This window comes from Clavibacter sepedonicus, from assembly GCF_000069225.1.
GTDB classification, from domain to species: domain Bacteria; phylum Actinomycetota; class Actinomycetes; order Actinomycetales; family Microbacteriaceae; genus Clavibacter; species Clavibacter sepedonicus.
In genome coordinates this window covers 1,827,315-1,842,129 of record NC_010407.1, presented here as the reverse complement: position 1 = coordinate 1,842,129, position 14,815 = coordinate 1,827,315, and the positions used below count along the sequence as shown (strand labels likewise).

At 72.0% G+C, this 14,815-nt stretch carries 16 protein-coding genes and 1 pseudogene; 10 read left to right on the top strand and 7 right to left on the bottom strand.

Annotation, left to right across the window (positions count from 1 at the left end; all coding sequences use genetic code 11):
- Positions 1-25: 25 nt before the first annotated feature.
- The 4 genes from CMS_RS08645 to CMS_RS08630 form a co-directional block, all read right to left on the bottom strand.
- Positions 26-853 carry a hypothetical protein gene (locus CMS_RS08645; protein WP_012299094.1) on the bottom strand — a complete coding sequence of 276 codons (828 nt, stop codon included), beginning with the start codon at positions 851-853 and terminating at the stop codon, positions 26-28.
- 100 nt (positions 854-953) lie between these two features.
- Positions 954-1,730 (bottom strand): hypothetical protein, encoded by a 777-nt coding sequence (locus tag CMS_RS08640; RefSeq protein WP_012299093.1) that lies wholly within the window; start codon positions 1,728-1,730, stop codon positions 954-956.
- Positions 1,731-1,799: 69 nt separating this feature from the next.
- Positions 1,800-2,579, bottom strand: coding sequence for a hypothetical protein (locus tag CMS_RS08635; protein ID WP_041464968.1), 780 nt, complete (start codon positions 2,577-2,579; stop codon positions 1,800-1,802).
- An 83-nt stretch (positions 2,580-2,662) separates the two neighbouring features.
- Positions 2,663-3,436 (bottom strand): hypothetical protein, encoded by a 774-nt coding sequence (locus CMS_RS08630; RefSeq protein WP_012299091.1) that lies wholly within the window; start codon positions 3,434-3,436, stop codon positions 2,663-2,665.
- A 414-nt stretch (positions 3,437-3,850) separates the two neighbouring features.
- Between CMS_RS08630 and CMS_RS08625 the strand changes: the two genes are divergently transcribed.
- Positions 3,851-4,504 carry a DUF1990 family protein gene (locus CMS_RS08625; protein WP_041464556.1) on the top strand — a complete coding sequence of 218 codons (654 nt, stop codon included), beginning with the start codon at positions 3,851-3,853 and terminating at the stop codon, positions 4,502-4,504.
- A 21-nt stretch (positions 4,505-4,525) separates the two neighbouring features.
- Here the strand turns inward: CMS_RS08625 and CMS_RS08620 are convergent, their stop codons facing one another.
- The gene (locus CMS_RS08620; protein WP_012299089.1) at positions 4,526-5,227 is read right to left on the bottom strand and encodes an HAD family hydrolase; all 702 of its coding nucleotides are present in this window, start codon (positions 5,225-5,227) and stop codon (positions 4,526-4,528) included.
- Between the two features lie 82 nt (positions 5,228-5,309).
- Here CMS_RS08620 and hemW point away from each other — a divergent pair, with 82 nt between their 5' ends.
- Complete coding sequence (gene hemW / locus CMS_RS08615) at positions 5,310-6,533, top strand: radical SAM family heme chaperone HemW (protein WP_012299088.1); 1,224 nt, start codon at positions 5,310-5,312, stop codon at positions 6,531-6,533.
- 14 nt (positions 6,534-6,547) lie between these two features.
- Here the strand turns inward: hemW and CMS_RS08610 are convergent, their stop codons facing one another.
- Together CMS_RS08610 and CMS_RS08605 are read right to left on the bottom strand one after the other, a co-directional pair.
- Complete coding sequence (locus tag CMS_RS08610; RefSeq protein WP_041464555.1) at positions 6,548-6,961, bottom strand: VOC family protein; 414 nt, start codon at positions 6,959-6,961, stop codon at positions 6,548-6,550.
- A 10-nt stretch (positions 6,962-6,971) separates the two neighbouring features.
- Positions 6,972-7,367 carry a DUF4870 domain-containing protein gene (locus tag CMS_RS08605; protein WP_012299086.1) on the bottom strand — a complete coding sequence of 132 codons (396 nt, stop codon included), beginning with the start codon at positions 7,365-7,367 and terminating at the stop codon, positions 6,972-6,974.
- Between the two features lie 186 nt (positions 7,368-7,553).
- Here CMS_RS08605 and hrcA point away from each other — a divergent pair.
- From hrcA to era, 8 genes and pseudogenes are all read left to right on the top strand, one after another.
- Positions 7,554-8,577, top strand: a pseudogene (hrcA, locus tag CMS_RS08600) (heat-inducible transcriptional repressor HrcA).
- Between the two features lie 60 nt (positions 8,578-8,637).
- Complete coding sequence (gene dnaJ, locus CMS_RS08595) at positions 8,638-9,753, top strand: molecular chaperone DnaJ (RefSeq protein WP_012299085.1); 1,116 nt, start codon at positions 8,638-8,640, stop codon at positions 9,751-9,753.
- A 2-nt stretch (positions 9,754-9,755) separates the two neighbouring features.
- Positions 9,756-10,520, top strand: a complete 765-nt coding sequence (locus tag CMS_RS08590) for a 16S rRNA (uracil(1498)-N(3))-methyltransferase (RefSeq protein ID WP_012299084.1) — start codon at positions 9,756-9,758, stop codon at positions 10,518-10,520.
- Positions 10,521-10,548: 28 nt separating this feature from the next.
- Positions 10,549-10,905 carry a histidine triad nucleotide-binding protein gene (locus CMS_RS08585; RefSeq protein WP_012299083.1) on the top strand — a complete coding sequence of 119 codons (357 nt, stop codon included), beginning with the start codon at positions 10,549-10,551 and terminating at the stop codon, positions 10,903-10,905.
- Positions 10,892-11,941, top strand: a complete 1,050-nt coding sequence (locus tag CMS_RS08580; RefSeq protein WP_012299082.1) for a PhoH family protein — start codon at positions 10,892-10,894, stop codon at positions 11,939-11,941. Before CMS_RS08585 ends, CMS_RS08580 begins: the two co-directional genes overlap by 14 nt.
- On the top strand, positions 11,938-12,399 hold the full coding sequence (ybeY, locus tag CMS_RS08575; RefSeq protein WP_012299081.1) for an rRNA maturation RNase YbeY: 462 nt from the start codon (positions 11,938-11,940) through the stop codon (positions 12,397-12,399). The genes CMS_RS08580 and ybeY overlap by 4 nt, the downstream gene beginning before the upstream one ends.
- 9 nt (positions 12,400-12,408) lie before the next feature.
- Entirely contained in the window at positions 12,409-13,731 is a 1,323-nt protein-coding gene (locus CMS_RS08570; protein WP_012299080.1) for a hemolysin family protein, read from the top strand.
- A complete protein-coding gene (era, locus tag CMS_RS08565; protein WP_012299079.1) occupies positions 13,724-14,803 on the top strand; it encodes a GTPase Era in 1,080 nt (359 codons plus the stop codon). Before CMS_RS08570 ends, era begins: the two co-directional genes overlap by 8 nt.
- The last annotated feature ends 12 nt before the right edge of the window (positions 14,804-14,815 follow it).

The window sequence follows — 14,815 nt, the reverse complement described above, 5'->3', positions numbered from 1 at the left end:
CGCTTCCGCGTTCAGTGACGGACGATCAGCAGCGAGCGGGAGCCGGCCGGCCGGCAGCGGCCCACTGGGAGTAGCTCATCTTCACGCCACCGGGTGCCGCGTAGCCGCGGTACGTGATGTCGGAGGATCCGGCGGCCTGGCAGTAGCGGTCACCGGGGAAGGACTTCACGACCTGCGGCGTCGGGAACGCGCGGGCCGCCCAGTCGTCGTATGAGAGCAGGTCGCCGCTGCCGTTCTGCGGGATCTCCCACACGATCGCCGGACTCCACGCGAGCTTCCGCATGAACATGCCGGAGAACGGGTAGTTGTCCGCGACGTTGTACGCGAGCTCAGCGGAGCCGAGGTGGACGTACTCGGCGTAGGTCAGCTTGTGAGTGGGCGCCGTCAGCGGCGTGCCGCCGTGCAGGAAGAGGAGGAAGGTGTCCACGAACACCTCCGAGGACGAGCCGTAGCTGAACGCGTAGCCGACCTCCGGCAGGGACGTGGTGACGGGTCGAGGGGATCCGACCCGCTGCCATTCTGCGAACGACAACCGCGTCGCCTCGGCCCGGTCGTCGGTGCCGAAGGTGAGATCGGCGAGCACGTCGGGCGACCAGGTGTACGCGTGGTACGTGACTCCTGCTGCGGCAGGTGCCGGGAAGCCGTCGGCCTGCCACTGGGCGTACGTCGCCGTGGTGATGAGGGCCTGGGGCTGATCGCTGGGCTGTTCGACGCGGACGAGATCGCTCCGGAACGGGAGCGAGTAGTAGACGACGGTGCCGTCGTCGCCGACGGCGTTCGCGGGGGCAGCCGCGAGGGCTCCTCCGACGAGCAGCGCGCCGACGAGGGCGAGCGAGGTGAGCGGGCGGTTCATGGGGGCCTCTCGGACGATGCTGGTGGGGGTGGTGCGGAGACCACAGTGCAGTCGGACCCGAGCTTGGCTGGGATCCGACCGCCGTGTGCGATCTCTCGTACTAGCAGCGCGTGCGCGCGGGCTTTCCGGCCGCGACCCACTGCGAGTAGCTCATCGTGAGGCCCTGCGGAGCGGCGTCGCCGCGGTAGACGATGTCGTCGGATCCGGCTGCCTGGCAGTAGCGGTCGCCGCGGAAGGACGCGACGACGCGCGGGGTCGGACGGTCGAGGTAGACCCACTCGTCGTAGTCGACGAAGCCGCGCTCGCCGGTCTGGTAGTCCGGCCCGATGATCGTCGAGAGCCACGAGAGCTTCTCGTAGGAGACGTCACCACCCAGATCGGCCGCGGGGGAACCGATACGGGTCCACTCGGCGTAGGTCAGCTTGTGGAAGTCGGCCGTGTCCGTCTGCCAGCGGACAGTGGACGCGAACAGCTCGTCCGAGCTGGCGTACTTGAAGATGAAGGTGCCCGACGCGAGCACGTCCGTGCGCGGCGTCGGGAAGCCGGCCGCGCGCCATCCGGCGTAGTCGAGCCCGAGGGTGATGGCCTGACCCGGCAGGTCGACGTCCGCGTAGATCTCCGGCGCCCAGGTGTACTTGAGCGTCGTGAACGACGCGCGGACCGGCGACGGGAACCCGTCGGCCTTCCACTCGTCGTACGAGGCGGCCATCGGCTCCGCATCGCCAGCGACCCGGTACAGGTCGTCGGTGAACGGGAGCGAGTAGTAGCTCGCGCCCGAGGGCGCGGCAGCTGCGGTGGCCGCGAGGGCGGGTGCTGCGGTGAGGGTCGTGCCGAGCGCGAGCGCTCCGGCGACGATGACGGCGAATGATCGGTTCATGGCGCGGGTTCCTTCTTACCTGTAGGTCGTGCGGGGGGGGGGGCAGCCGGACAGCTGCCCACCGGGTGATCAGCAGCGGGCAGGGGCGGGGAAGCCCGCCTCGCGCCACTGGCTGAAGGTAAGCTTCACGCCGTCCGGCGCGGCGATGCCGACGTAGCGGATGTCCGCCGAGCCGGGGGCCTTGCAGAACCGGTCGCCGTCGAACGACTTCACGATCTGCGGCGTGGGCGTGCCCCAGTACTCCCAGGTCCAGAAGTCGATCGCCACGACCTCGTAGGAGGGCACGGTCGGTCCCACGATCGCCGGGAGCCAGGAGAGCTTGCGGAAGCCTCCCTCACGCACGTCCGAGGAGGGGTAGCCCAGTGCCGCGTACTCGGCGAAGGTCAGCTTGTGGTTGACCGGGACGTCGTCCCCGAAGCTGAAGACGAAGACGAAGACGAAGAGCTCGTCCGAGTACGAGTACTTGAACACGCCGGCGTTGACGGGCAGCACGTTCTTCGTCGGCTTCGGCGAGCCCGCGGCGCTCCACTGCGAGTACGTCAGGCCGAGCGTCGATGCAGCGCCCGGCTCCGTCTGGATGTCGGCGTAGATGTCCTCCGTCCAGGTGAAGCCGCGGTAGGAGATCGTCGCCGCGACGGGCTGGGGGAAGCCGTCGGCCTTCCAGTCCTCGAAGTACGCCGGCGTGGCGTACTTCTCGCCCCCGGTCGCATCAGTGACGTAGAGGTCGCCGCTGAACGGGACCGAGTAGTAGGCGCTGTGCTTGGGCGCGGCCTGCGCGGGGGAGGCGACGAGCGCTCCACCCAGGACGAGGGCGCCTGCGAGGACGAGGGCGGGGATCGAGCGGTTCACGGTGGCCTTCCGAGGCGATGGGGTCATGAGGTGGGAGGTGGAGAAGGGGAAGGCGGGCAGCCGGTCGGCTGCCCGCCCGGGGATCAGCAGCGTCCGGGAGCGGGGAAGCCCGCCTCGCGCCACTGCGCGTAGCTGAGCTTCACGCCCTTGGGCGCGGCGATGCCGACGTAGCGGATGTCGGCGGAGCCCGCGGCCTTGCAGAACCGGTCACCGTCGAACGACGTCACGATCTGCGGCGTCGGACGTGCGTAGTAGTCCCACGTGGCGAAGTCGACGACGCCGATGGTGCCAGCCTGGTCGACCGGCCCGACGATGTTCGGGCTCCAGGACAGCTTCCGGAACTCGGGCTCGGACTCGTAGTCGACAGCAGGGTATCCGAGGTGCGCGAACTCGGCGAACGTCAGCTTGTGCACCGCGGGGTCGTCCGTGAACGCGGCTCCCGCCCAGACGAAGAGCTCATCGGACCCCGTGTAGCGGTGGATCTCGGAGTCGGCCGCCAGGCGGTCCGTGCGCGGCGCGGGGAAGCCGACGGAGCGCCACGTGGCGTAGTCGATGCGCGTGCTGAAGGACACGCCGTCGACCGTGGCGTCCTGGTAGATGGTGGAGTCCCACGTGTACTTGAGGTACTCGACGGCCGCCGGTCGTGGGGAGGGGAAGCCGTCCTCCTGCCACTCCTCGTAGGTCGCGACACCGAGGGCAGGCTTCCCGTCCACCGCGTCGACCGTGAAGAGGAACGATGTGCCGGGCACGGAGTAGTAGGTGCCGTCGCCGGGGGTCGCCTGCGCCGGCGCGGCGACGATGGCGCTGCCGAGCACGAGGGCTCCGGCGATGGCGAGGGCGGGGATGGAGCGGTTCACGATGGCCTTCCGATGGTCGACGCGGTGGTCGAGAGGTGCGAGGAGTGGATGTGCGGGTACGACGGATCGAGGCGCGGACGACGACCGGACCGCATTGCGGACCGGGTCGAGTGCACCCGAGATGACGTTCCCCTGAGCCGGTCGGACCGGCCTTGGCTGAAACGTATCGGGCGCAGGAGACGCCTAGGAGAACCCCGGGTCACGGACGGATAACGCTTCGTTTCGTGCTACGGCGCGGGGATGAGGGATCCGCCTCCGACGTCATCCGCACGGATGAGGAGGGGCCTTCGGGCACCCCCGAGCAGGGGGCGAGGTCGCTCCGAGCCCGATGTCGGGCGCGACGTCGCGCGACGGTGGGACGGGTGCTCGCGTGCGTCAGGGGACCGCGCAGCCCCACGCCGTAGTCTTGTCGTCATGCGCCGCAGCACCTACACCGCGACCGCCGTCACGTACGGCTCCGTCGGCGGCACCCAGGCCGTCGACCTCATGACCTACCCGCCCGAGGGCTACCGTCCCGCGGAGGCGAGCGCCCGGCTCGGCAGCGGCGACGAGCGCTTCGAGCAGGCCGTCGCCCTCCTCATGACCTGGGGCGTGCAGCGCGGCAGCGGCATCGAGGTCACCCGCATCGAGCAGGAGGTCCCGGACGACCCCGGCTACACGGGCCTCGAGTTCGACGAGGACGGGGTGCCCCAGGTCCCGGTGGACCGCCCGCGGGAGACGCTGTACGGCGACGACGGCACCGCGTGGATCACGTCGGGCACCTCGGCCGTGCTCCGCATGCCGTTCGGGCCGTTCCGCCCCGAGGCGCCCGTCCGCGTCGTCTACACCGTGCAGGAGACCGACCGAGTGGGCTTCGCGTACGGCACGGTGCACGGGCACCCGCTGAGCGGCGAGGAGGCGTTCCTCGTCTCCCGCGAGCCCGACGGCAGCGTGTGGCTCACCCTCCGCGTCTTCTCGCGCCCCGCGTCGTGGCCCATGCGGCTCGCGAGCCCGGTGCTCCGGATCATCCAGGGCGTGTTCATGCGCCGCTACCTGAAGGCCCTGCACCCGGCGGTCGCGTCCGCTTGATCCGTCGCCCGCCGGGCCGCGTCAGCGCGCGGCGAGCCCGTCGAGGTATGCCATGACCTCGTCGTGGCCGACCGCGAGGTCCGGCACCACGAGCGCCGCGTGAGCATCCGGCGCCCGGAGCTCGGCGACGCCGTAGGCGCCCGTCGCGACGGCGACGAACGGGAATCCCGCCGCCTCGGCGGCGACGCCGTCCGCCGGGGTGTCGCCGATGATGACGACCGTCGCCCCGGCCAGCGCCTCTGCCGCGCGGCGGGTGAGGTCGCTGCGGATCCGCGCCTGGTGCCCGAAGAACGATGCGTCCCAGTCGAAGAGGTCGACGTCGAGCCCCGCGCCGTCGAGCTTGTAGCGGGCCCGCAGCGGCGAGTTGCCCGTCAGCAGCGCGTTGATCCAGCCGCGTGCGGCCACGTCGGCGACGAGGCGCGGGACGCCGACCGGCACCTCGCGGCGACCCGCGCCGTAGTGCTCGACGCGCGACATGCCCTCGAGCTGCTCGCGGACCGCCGCGTGCAGCGACGCCGGCATCCCGTAGAGGTCGAGGGTCTCCCAGATGATCTGCCCGTCGGTCTTCCCGTGCGCGTGCACCGTGCGGTCCTCGAGCTCCTCGCCTGCGGCCAGCTCGATCGCGCGGTGGTACATGCTGCCGGCGCGCGGGCCGTTGAGGAGCAGCGTGCCGTCGACGTCCCAGAGGACGTGCAGGGGCCGGGGCGTCGGGGCGTCGGTCATGCCCCCATCCTGCCGGAGGACGGGGACGCGACCCCAACGGCCCGCGCACCGGGGCGCTTCCTCGCCGGGGGATGATGGACGGATGCCGTCCGCCCTGCCCCTCGCTGATCCCGCCCCCGCCGACGGCCTGCTCCCCGCATCCGCGGCCGAGGGCGCGGACGCGCGCGCGTTCGGCGTCTACCTGCACGTCCCCTTCTGCCGGGTCCGCTGCGGGTACTGCGACTTCAACACGTACACGGCGCCGGAGCTCCGCGGCGTGAAGCAGTCCGACTACGCGTCGCAGGCCGTGCAGGAGGTGCGGTTCGCCGGTTCCGCGCTGCGCGAGTCCGGTGTCCCCGCGCGCCCCGCGTCCACGGTCTTCCTCGGGGGCGGCACGCCCACGCTCCTCCCGGTCGAGGACCTCGTCCGGATGCTCGACGCCGTGCGCGACACGTGGGGCATCGCCGAGGGCGCCGAGGTCACGACGGAGGCGAACCCCGACAGCGTCGACGACGCGTACCTCGCCGCCCTCGCGGCGGGCGGCTTCACGCGCGTGTCCTTCGGCATGCAGTCCGCCGTGCCGCGCGTGCTCGCGACGCTCGAGCGCACGCACGATCCCGCCCGCATCGCCCCCGTCGTCCGCGGCGCCCGGGCGGCCGGCCTCGAGGTCAGCCTCGACCTCATCTACGGGACGCCGGGGGAGACCATCGACGACTGGCGCGCCTCGCTCGAGCAGGCGATCGCGCAGGAGCCCGACCACCTCTCGGCCTACGCGCTCATCGTCGAGCCTGGGACGAAGCTGGCGCGGCAGATCCGCCGCGGCGAGGTGCCGGAGCCGGACGAGGACCTCCAGGCCGACATGTACGAGCTCGCCGACCGCATGCTCGGCGAGGCCGGCTACGAGTGGTACGAGGTGAGCAACTGGGCGCGCGACGGCCGCCGCAGCCGCCACAACCTCGCGTACTGGCAGGGCCACGACTGGTGGGGCGTCGGCCCGGGCGCGCACAGCCACGTGGGCGGGGTCCGCTGGTGGAACGTCAAGCACCCGGCGGCACACGCCGACCGCGTGCTCGCCGGGGCCTCACCCGGCGCGGGCCGCGAGTCGCTCGACGACGCGACGCGCGAGGTGGAGCGCGTGCTGCTCGGCGCCCGCATCCGCGACGGGCTCGCGATCCCGACGCTCACCGCGGAGGGCCGGCGCCAGGTCGCGGGTCTCATCGCCGACGGGCTCGTGGAGCCGCGCGCCGCCCTGTCCGGGACGCTCGTCCTGACGCTGCAGGGGCGCCTGCTCGCCGACTCCGTCGTGCGTCGGCTGCTCGAGGACTAGCCCAGGGCCGGTCGTCAGAGGACGACAGCACCCACCTCGTCGCCGGCCTCGCGCTCGGCGTCGCTGCGCTCCACGCAGAACTCGTTGCCCTCGGGATCCGCGAGCACGACCCAGCCGCTGCCGTCGGCGTTCCTCCGATCGGCCACGAGCGCGGCGCCCAGGGCGAGCACCCGCTCGACCTCCTCGTCGCGCGTGCGGTCGTCGGGCGCGAGGTCGAGGTGCACGCGGTTCTTCCCCGTCGTGGGGCTCTCCGTCCGCTGCAGGATGATGCCGAGGCCCGAGACCGGATCGCCGAGCCACGCCATGCCGTCGCCGGGGACGTTCGGCTCCTCGGGATCCTCCTCGAAGCCCGTCACGCCGGCCCAGAAGAGCGAGAGCGCGTGCGGGTCGCGGCAGTCGACGGCGACGTGCCGCATCCTCGCGCTCACGGGCGACCGCCTACTTGATCCACCGGATGTTGAGCGGGTAGCGGTAGGGCCGGCCGGCCTGGACGCGGGTGCCGCCGATGATCGCGAACACGATGTTGACGACGACCACCGCGAAGATCACGAGGCCGAGGAGCAGGCCGATGATGACCCCGAGGATCGGGATGACCCCGAAGACCACCTGCAGCACGTTGAGGATGACGAGCGCGCCCACGACGTTGATCGTCCAGTTCGTCGCCTCCTTGCCCTCCTGGTCGGTGAACCGGCCGCGCTCGCGGAACACGAGCCACACGATGAACGCCGGCACGATGAGGATGGCCAGGAAGTGCGTGAGGGACGCCCAGAGGCGGTCCTCGCTCGGGGTGAGCGGCGTGGGCGCGCCGTAGGGGTGGGGGTCGGGTGCGGACATCGCGGGGAGCCTCTCGGTGCCGGGCGACGACCGGGGATCGGCGGACGCGGACGGATCATGGGTGGGCCTGGCTGCACCGGGCCCGTCCACGCTACCGCCGACGACGCGAGACCGGCAACGCCGATCACCCCCGGAGCCGCGGTACGATTGGCAGTCAGAACCGACGAGTGCCAGGAGGGAGCCGCCATGGTCTCGGAACGCGGGCTCGACGTCCTCCGGGTGATCGTGCAGGACTACGTGTCCTCTCGCGAGCCCGTGGGCTCCAAGTCCATCGTGGAGCGCCACGCCTTCGGCGTCTCGGCCGCCACCATCCGCAACGACATGGCCCTCCTCGAAGAGGAGGAGCTGATCGCCGCGCCGCACACCTCGTCCGGGCGCGTGCCCACCGACAAGGTGGTACCGCCTCTTCGTCGACCAGCTCGCCGACGTGCGCCCGCTGACGCCCGCGCAGCGCCAGGCGATCCACGTGTTCCTCGGCGAGTCGGTCGACCTCGACGACGTGCTCGCGCGCACGGTGCGGCTCCTCGCGCAGCTGACGAACCAGGTCGCGCTCGTGCAGTACCCGTCGCTCGCCACGAGCCACGTCAAGCACGTCGAGCTCGTGGCGCTGTCGACCACGCGCGTGCTCACGGTGCTCATCACCGACACGGGCCGCGTCGAGCAGCGCGTCGTCGAGCTCGCGGGCGACCCGGACGACGCGTTCCTCGCGATCATGCGCACGCGGATCAACCAGGCCGTCGGCGGGCTCGGGCTCGCCGAGGCGGCGACCCGGCTCGAGACCCTGTCCGACGAGGTCGAGCCCGGGCAGCGCGCCGCGGCGTCCGTCCTCGCGGGCACGCTCGTGGAGCAGGTGCTCGCGAACCGGCAGGAGCGGCTGCTGCTGGCGGGATCCGCGAACCTCGCCCGCACCGAGCGCGACTTCCCCGGGAGCATTTCGCCCGTCCTCGAGGCCATCGAGGAGCAGGTGGTGCTGCTGCGCCTGCTCGGCGAGATGGAGGCCGACCAGCACGGCGTCTCCGTGAGCATCGGTCGGGAGAACGCCCCGTTCGGCCTCGGCGAGACCAGCGTGCTCACCAGCGGCTACAGCTCGTCCGGCGGCGTGCTCGCGCGCCTCGGCGTGCTCGGGCCGACCCGCATGGACTACTCCACCAACATGGCGTCGGTGCGCGCGGTCGCGCGCTACCTCTCGCGCCTGCTCGAGGAGCGGTGACCGCCGCACGCCGGCGCACCGCCGAAGATCCCCACGACCATCACCACCGAAGGGCCCGACGTGGCTGACCACTACGAAGTACTCGGCGTGAGCCGCGAGGCGACGCCAGAGGAGATCAAGAAGGCGTACCGCAAGCAGGCGCGCCAGCTCCACCCGGACGTCAACGACGCCCCCGACGCGGCCGAGCGGTTCAAGCTCGTCACGCACGCGTACGACGTGCTGTCGGACCCCCAGCAGCGCCAGCAGTACGACCTCGGCCCGCAGGCCGGTTTCGGCGGACAGGGCGGCCAGGGCTTCGGCGGGTTCGGCGACATCTTCGAGACGTTCTTCGGCGGCCAGCAGGGCGGCGGCGGACGCGGCCCCCGGTCCCGCCAGGAGCGCGGCCAGGACGCGCTGCTGCGCGTGGAGGTCGAGCTCAAGGAGGTCATCTTCGGCGTGCACCGCGACCTCGAGGTCGACACGGCCGTCGTCTGCGACACGTGCCACGGATCCTGCGCGCAGCCCGGCACGAGCGCCGTCACGTGCGACATCTGCCGCGGCTCCGGCAGCATCCAGCGCCAGGTGCGCTCGCTCCTCGGGAACGTCATGACGTCGAGCCCCTGCGGCACCTGCCGCGGCTACGGCACCGTCATCCCGCACCCGTGCCCCACCTGCCAGGGCCAGGGCCGCGTCCGCGCGCGCCGCACCGTGCCGGTGGACATCCCGGCCGGCGTCGACACGGGCCTCCGCCTCCAGATGCCCGGCTCCGGCGAGGTCGGCCCCGCGGGCGGCCCGAACGGCGACCTCTACCTCGAGATCAAGGTCAAGCACCACGAGGTCTTCAGCCGCAACGGCGACGACCTGCTCGCGACGGTCGAGGTGAGCATGGTCGACGCGATCCTCGGCAGCGACGCGCACATCGAGGCCCTCGACGGCGACGTCGACCTGGAGCTCCGCCCCGGGATCCAGAGCGCCGAGATCATCACGGTGCGCGGCCGCGGCGTCACGAAGCTCCGCGGCTCGGGTCGCGGCGACCTCAAGATCGGGATCCAGGTGGTCACGCCCCAGAAGCTCGACCATAAGGAGCGCGACCTCATCCAGCAGTTCGCGAAGCGCAACAAGGCGCCGGCGCCGCACCTCGCGCACTTCCAGCAGGGCCTGTTCCAGAAGCTCCGCGACCGCTTCCTCAACGTCTGACCGTGGCCCACTTCTACCTGGCCGACGACATCGGCGCCTCCGACCTCGCGGTCGGCCGCCTGCTCGTGCTCGCCGGCCAGGAGGCCAGGCACGCCGTGACCGTGAGCCGCGTGCGCTCCGGCGAGGGGATCCTGGTGGGGGACGGCCGCGGCACCATCGCCTCCGGCACCGTCACGTCGGCGGAGCCGCAGCGGCTGGAGCTCCGCGTCGACGCGGTCGAGGCGCACCCCGAGCCGTCGCCGCGCGTGGTCCTCGTGCAGGCGCTCGCGAAGGGCGACCGCGACGAGCTCGCCGTGCAGGCGGCCACCGAGCTGGGCGTCGACGCCGTGATCCCGTGGCAGGCGCAGCGCTCGGTCTCCCGGTGGGAGGGCCAGAAGGTCGCCAAGGGCCGTGATCGCTGGCGCGCGATCGTGCGCGAGGCCGCGAAGCAGTCCATCCGCCCGCGCGTCCCCGAGGTGGAGCCGCTCGCCACCACGAAGGACCTCGTGCGGATGGCCGCGACCTTCCGCGTGCTCGTGCTCGTGCTCGACCCCACGGCCGAGGCGCGGCTGTCGCGGCTCGACCTCGCGGCGGCGGACGGAGACGCCGACGCCGCGACCGACGTGCTGCTCGTCGTCGGGCCGGAGGGCGGCATCAGCCCGGCCGAGGTCGAGGCGCTCCGCGAGGCGGGGGCGATCCCGGTGGCGCTCGGCTCCGGGATCCTCCGCACGTCGACGGCGGGACCGGCCGCGCTGGCGCTCGTCAACGCCGGGCTCGGGCGCTGGTGACGTCGCGGGTCCCGCGTAGGCTGGGCGCATGACCAGCAGCGCAGAGCCCACCGTCTTCGAGCGCATCGTCGCGCGCGAGATCCCGGCCCGGATCGTCGCGGAGACCGACCGCGTCATCGCCTTCGAGGACATCGCGCCCCAGGCGCCCGTGCACGTGCTCGTGGTGCCGAAGACCGCCGCGTACCGCGACGTCGTCGAGCTCGCCGCGGGCGACCCGGCGCTCCTCGCGGAGATCGTGTCGGTCGCGTCGCGCATCGCCGCCGAGCGCGCGGGCGGCCAGTTCCGCCTCCTCTTCAACACGGGGGCCGACGCCGGCCAGACCGTCTTCCACGTGCACGCGCACGTGCTCGCCGGCTTCGACCAGGGGGACCATGTCGGGCTCTGACCCGCGGGGCGGTGCATCCACGCAGGATGACCGCGTCGAGCAGACGGCCACCATGGACGGCGTGCTCATGGTGCGCCTCCTGGGGCCGCAGGACCGGCTGCTCCGGCAAATCGAGCGCGAGCACCCGGACGTCGACGTCCGAGTCCGCGGCAACGAGATCACGCTCGTCGGCACCCGGGCGGACGTGGCCGCGGCCCGTCGGCTCATCGACGAGGTCGTGGCGATGGTGGAGGACGGACAGCACGTGGAACCCCAGGAGATCGAGACGAGCGCACGCCGGCTCGGCGAGGACGACGCGCGGACCCTGTCCGACGTGCTGAGCGAGGCCATCGTGCAGTCGCGTGGTCGCACCGTCCGGCCGAAGACGCAGGGCCAGAAGCAGTACGTGCAGGCGATCGACGACCACACCATCGTGTTCGGCATCGGCCCCGCGGGGACGGGCAAGACCTACCTCGCGATGGCGAAGGCCGTGCAGGCGCTGCAGCGCAAGGAGGTCGAGCGGATCATCCTCACGCGCCCCGCCGTCGAGGCGGGCGAGCGGCTCGGCTACCTGCCCGGCTCGCTCACCGACAAGATCGACCCGTACCTGAGCCCGCTGTTCGACGCGCTCAACGAGATGATGGATCCGGAGCTCGTCCCCAAGCTCCTGGCCTCCAACACCATCGAGGTCGCGCCGCTCGCCTACATGCGCGGCCGCACGCTCAACAACGCGTTCGTCGTGCTCGACGAGGCGCAGAACACGACCCCCGAGCAGATGAAGATGTTCCTCACGCGCCTCGGCTTCGGCTCGAAGATGGTGGTCACGGGCGACATCACGCAGGTCGACCTGCCCACGGGATCGAGCGGGCTCCAGCTCGTCACGCGCGTGCTCGACGGGATGGACGACATCCACTTCTCCCGCCTCACGAGCGACGACGTCGTGCGGCACACCCTGGTCGGCCGCATCGTGGACGCGTACACGCGCTACGACGCGGAGCGCCAGGCCGCCGACCACCTCCGCGCCGAGCGCCGATCGACCCCCGGGAGCACCCGATGAGCATCGAGATCAACAACGAGTCGGCCGTCGAGGTCGATGAGCCGCTCATCCAGCGGCTCGCCACGTACGCGCTCGACACGCTGCACGTGCACCCCGACGCGGAGCTCGCCATCGTGATGGTGGACGAGGGCGCGATGGAGCAGCTGCACGTGCAGTGGATGGACGAGCCGGGTCCCACCGACGTCCTGAGCTTCCCCATGGACGAGCTGCGCCCCGGCACCGAGGACCGGCCGACGCCCGCCGGGCTCCTCGGCGACATCGTCGTGTGCCCACAGGTCGCGGCCGAGCAGGCGGTGACCGCCGGGCACTCCACGATGGAGGAGATCCTGCTGCTCACCGCGCACGGCATCCTGCACCTGCTCGGCTTCGACCACGCCGAGCCCGACGAGGAGCGCGAGATGTTCGGGCTCCAGCGCGACATCCTGATCGGGTTCGCCATGAGCGAGCGCGGGCGCTGACCGCCTTCGATGCTGACCCTCCTCCTCCCCGCGTTCCTCCTCGTCGTCCTCGGCGGCCTGTTCGCCGCCGCGGAGTCCGCCATCTCGTCGCTGTCCCGCGCGGACATCCAGGAGCTCGCGCTCACCTCGCGCGCCCGCCGGTCGATGCTCGCCATCTCCACCGACACCGGCGCGTACGTCAACGCGCTCGGCTTCGTCCGGATCATCGCGGAGACGGGCGCCGCGGTGCTCGTGACGCTCGCGCTGGCCTCCGCGATCGACGAGTGGTGGATCACGCTGCTGGTCGCCGCCGCCATCATGACCGCCGTGTCGTTCGTGCTCGTCGGCGCGAGCCCGCGCTCGGTCGGCCGCGTCCACGCCCGGCCGCTGCTCGCGTGGACGGCGCCGCTCGTGCGCGTCATCCGCGTGGCCATCGGGCCGGTCGCCGACGCGCTCGTGGCCCTCGGCAACCGGGTCACGCCCGGGCGTCCCAAGACGGTGGCGACCTTCACCAGCGAGGAGCAGCTGCTGAGCATGGTCGACGAGGCGACCGAGCTCGAGGTGCTCGAGGAGGACGACCGAGAGCTCATCCACTCCATCTTCGAGTTCAACGACACCGTCGTGCGCGAGGTGATGATCCCGCGCACCGACATGGTGGTGGTGGAGCAGACCGCGCACGTCGGATCCGCGCTCGGCCTCTTCCTCTCCCGCGGCATCTCCCGGGCGCCGGTGACGGGACGCGACTCGGACGAGATCGAGGGCGTCCTCTACCTCCGCGACCTGGCCCGCATGGTCTACGAGCGGCCCGAGGAGGCGGAGCGGACGACCGTCGACCAGCTGGCGCGCCCCGCGGTCTTCGTCCCCGAGTCGCAGAAGGCCGACGCCCTGCTCCGCCAGATGCAGCTCGAGTCGAACCACCTCGCGATGGTGGTGGACGAGTACGGCGGCATCGCCGGTCTCGTCACGCTCGAGGACCTCATCGAGGAGCTCGTGGGCGACATCAGCGACGAGTACGACCGCGACGTGCCCGAGTACGAGGACCTGGGGGACGGCGTGTACCGTGTGAGCGCCCGGCTGCCGATCGACGAGCTCGGCGACCTGTTCGGGCTGGAGCTCGACGACGACGACGTGGACAGCGCGGGCGGCCTCCTCGCCAAGACCCTGGGGCGCCTGCCCGAGCGCGGGTCCGTGGTGCGCGTCGGCGGCCTGGTCCTCACGGCCGACCGGGTCGAGGGGCGACGCACGCGCATCAGTACGATCCTCGTCGAGCGCGACCGCGTGGACGACGCATCCGACGACCACGAGGCGGCCCCCGCGGGCACCGCCACCAGCAGAGGACACGACCATGACTGATCCCCGGGACGACGAGACGCCCGCCGACGAGACGCGCACCGAGACGACGGCCGCTGACGCCACTGCGGACGACGCCACCGACGCCACCGCGACCGCCGAGCCCGCCCCGCTGTCCGACGAGGCCTGGGGCATCGACCGCGCCGCGGAGCCGTCCCGCTCGAAGCGCAAGCCGCGCGGGGGAGCGCCCGCCTACCGCGCGGGCTTCGTCTCCTTCGTCGGCCGCCCGAACGTCGGAAAGTCCACCCTGACCAACGCGCTGGTGGGGGAGAAGGTCGCCATCACCAGCTCCAAGCCCCAGACGACGCGCAAGGCCATCCGCGGCATCGTGCACCGGCCGGACGGGCAGCTGATCCTGGTCGACACCCCCGGGATCCACCGCCCGCGCACGCTCCTCGGCGAGCGGCTGAACGCGCTCGTGCAGACGACGCTCGGCGACGTCGACGTCATCGGGCTGTGCATCCCCGCGGACGAGCGGATCGGCCCGGGCGACCGCTTCATCAACGAGCAGCTCGACGAGTACCCGCGCGCCCGGAAGATCGCGATCGTCACGAAGACCGACTCGGCGTCGCGGCACGCCGTCGCCGAGCAGCTGCTCGCCGTGCAGGAGCTGCGCGAGTGGGACGCGATCGTGCCCGTCTCCGCCGTGGAGGCGATCCAGCTCGACGCGCTCGTGGGCGAGCTCCTGAAGGCGCTGCCCGTCTCCGAGCAGCTCTACCCGTCCGACGCCGTCACCGAGGAGGGGCTCGAGGCGCGCATCTCGGAGCTCATCCGCGAGGCCGCGCTCGAGGGCGTGCAGGACGAGCTGCCGCACTCGCTCGCCGTGACGATCGACGACATGATCCAGCGCGAGGACAAGGAGCTGCTCGAGATCTACGCGAACCTCTTCGTCGAGCGCGACAGCCAGAAGGGCATCGTCATCGGCGCCCAGGGCTCGCGGCTCAAGCACGTCGGCCAGGTGGCGCGCGCGCAGATCGAGCCGCTCGTGGGCACGCGCGTGTTCCTGTCGCTGCGGGTCAAGATCGCGAAGGACTGGCAGCGCGACCCGAAGCTGCTCGGCCGCCTCGGCTTCTGATCCGCGCGGGCG

What these genes read in the sequence shown, in the direction of transcription:
- CMS_RS08645 (WP_012299094.1), bottom strand. Translation starts at nt 853, where the DNA reads ATGAACCGCCCGCTCACCTCGCTCGCCCTCGTCGGCGCGCTGCTCGTC.
- CMS_RS08640 (WP_012299093.1), bottom strand. Translation starts at nt 1,730, where the DNA reads ATGAACCGATCATTCGCCGTCATCGTCGCCGGAGCGCTCGCGCTCGGC.
- CMS_RS08625 (WP_041464556.1), top strand. Translation starts at nt 3,851, where the DNA reads ATGCGCCGCAGCACCTACACCGCGACCGCCGTCACGTACGGCTCCGTC.
- CMS_RS08620 (WP_012299089.1), bottom strand. Translation starts at nt 5,227, where the DNA reads ATGACCGACGCCCCGACGCCCCGGCCCCTGCACGTCCTCTGGGACGTC.
- hemW (WP_012299088.1), top strand. Translation starts at nt 5,310, where the DNA reads ATGCCGTCCGCCCTGCCCCTCGCTGATCCCGCCCCCGCCGACGGCCTG.
- CMS_RS08605 (WP_012299086.1), bottom strand. Translation starts at nt 7,367, where the DNA reads ATGTCCGCACCCGACCCCCACCCCTACGGCGCGCCCACGCCGCTCACC.
- CMS_RS08585 (WP_012299083.1), top strand. Translation starts at nt 10,549, where the DNA reads ATGACCAGCAGCGCAGAGCCCACCGTCTTCGAGCGCATCGTCGCGCGC.
- CMS_RS08580 (WP_012299082.1), top strand. Translation starts at nt 10,892, where the DNA reads ATGTCGGGCTCTGACCCGCGGGGCGGTGCATCCACGCAGGATGACCGC.
- ybeY (WP_012299081.1), top strand. Translation starts at nt 11,938, where the DNA reads ATGAGCATCGAGATCAACAACGAGTCGGCCGTCGAGGTCGATGAGCCG.
- CMS_RS08570 (WP_012299080.1), top strand. Translation starts at nt 12,409, where the DNA reads ATGCTGACCCTCCTCCTCCCCGCGTTCCTCCTCGTCGTCCTCGGCGGC.
- era (WP_012299079.1), top strand. Translation starts at nt 13,724, where the DNA reads ATGACTGATCCCCGGGACGACGAGACGCCCGCCGACGAGACGCGCACC.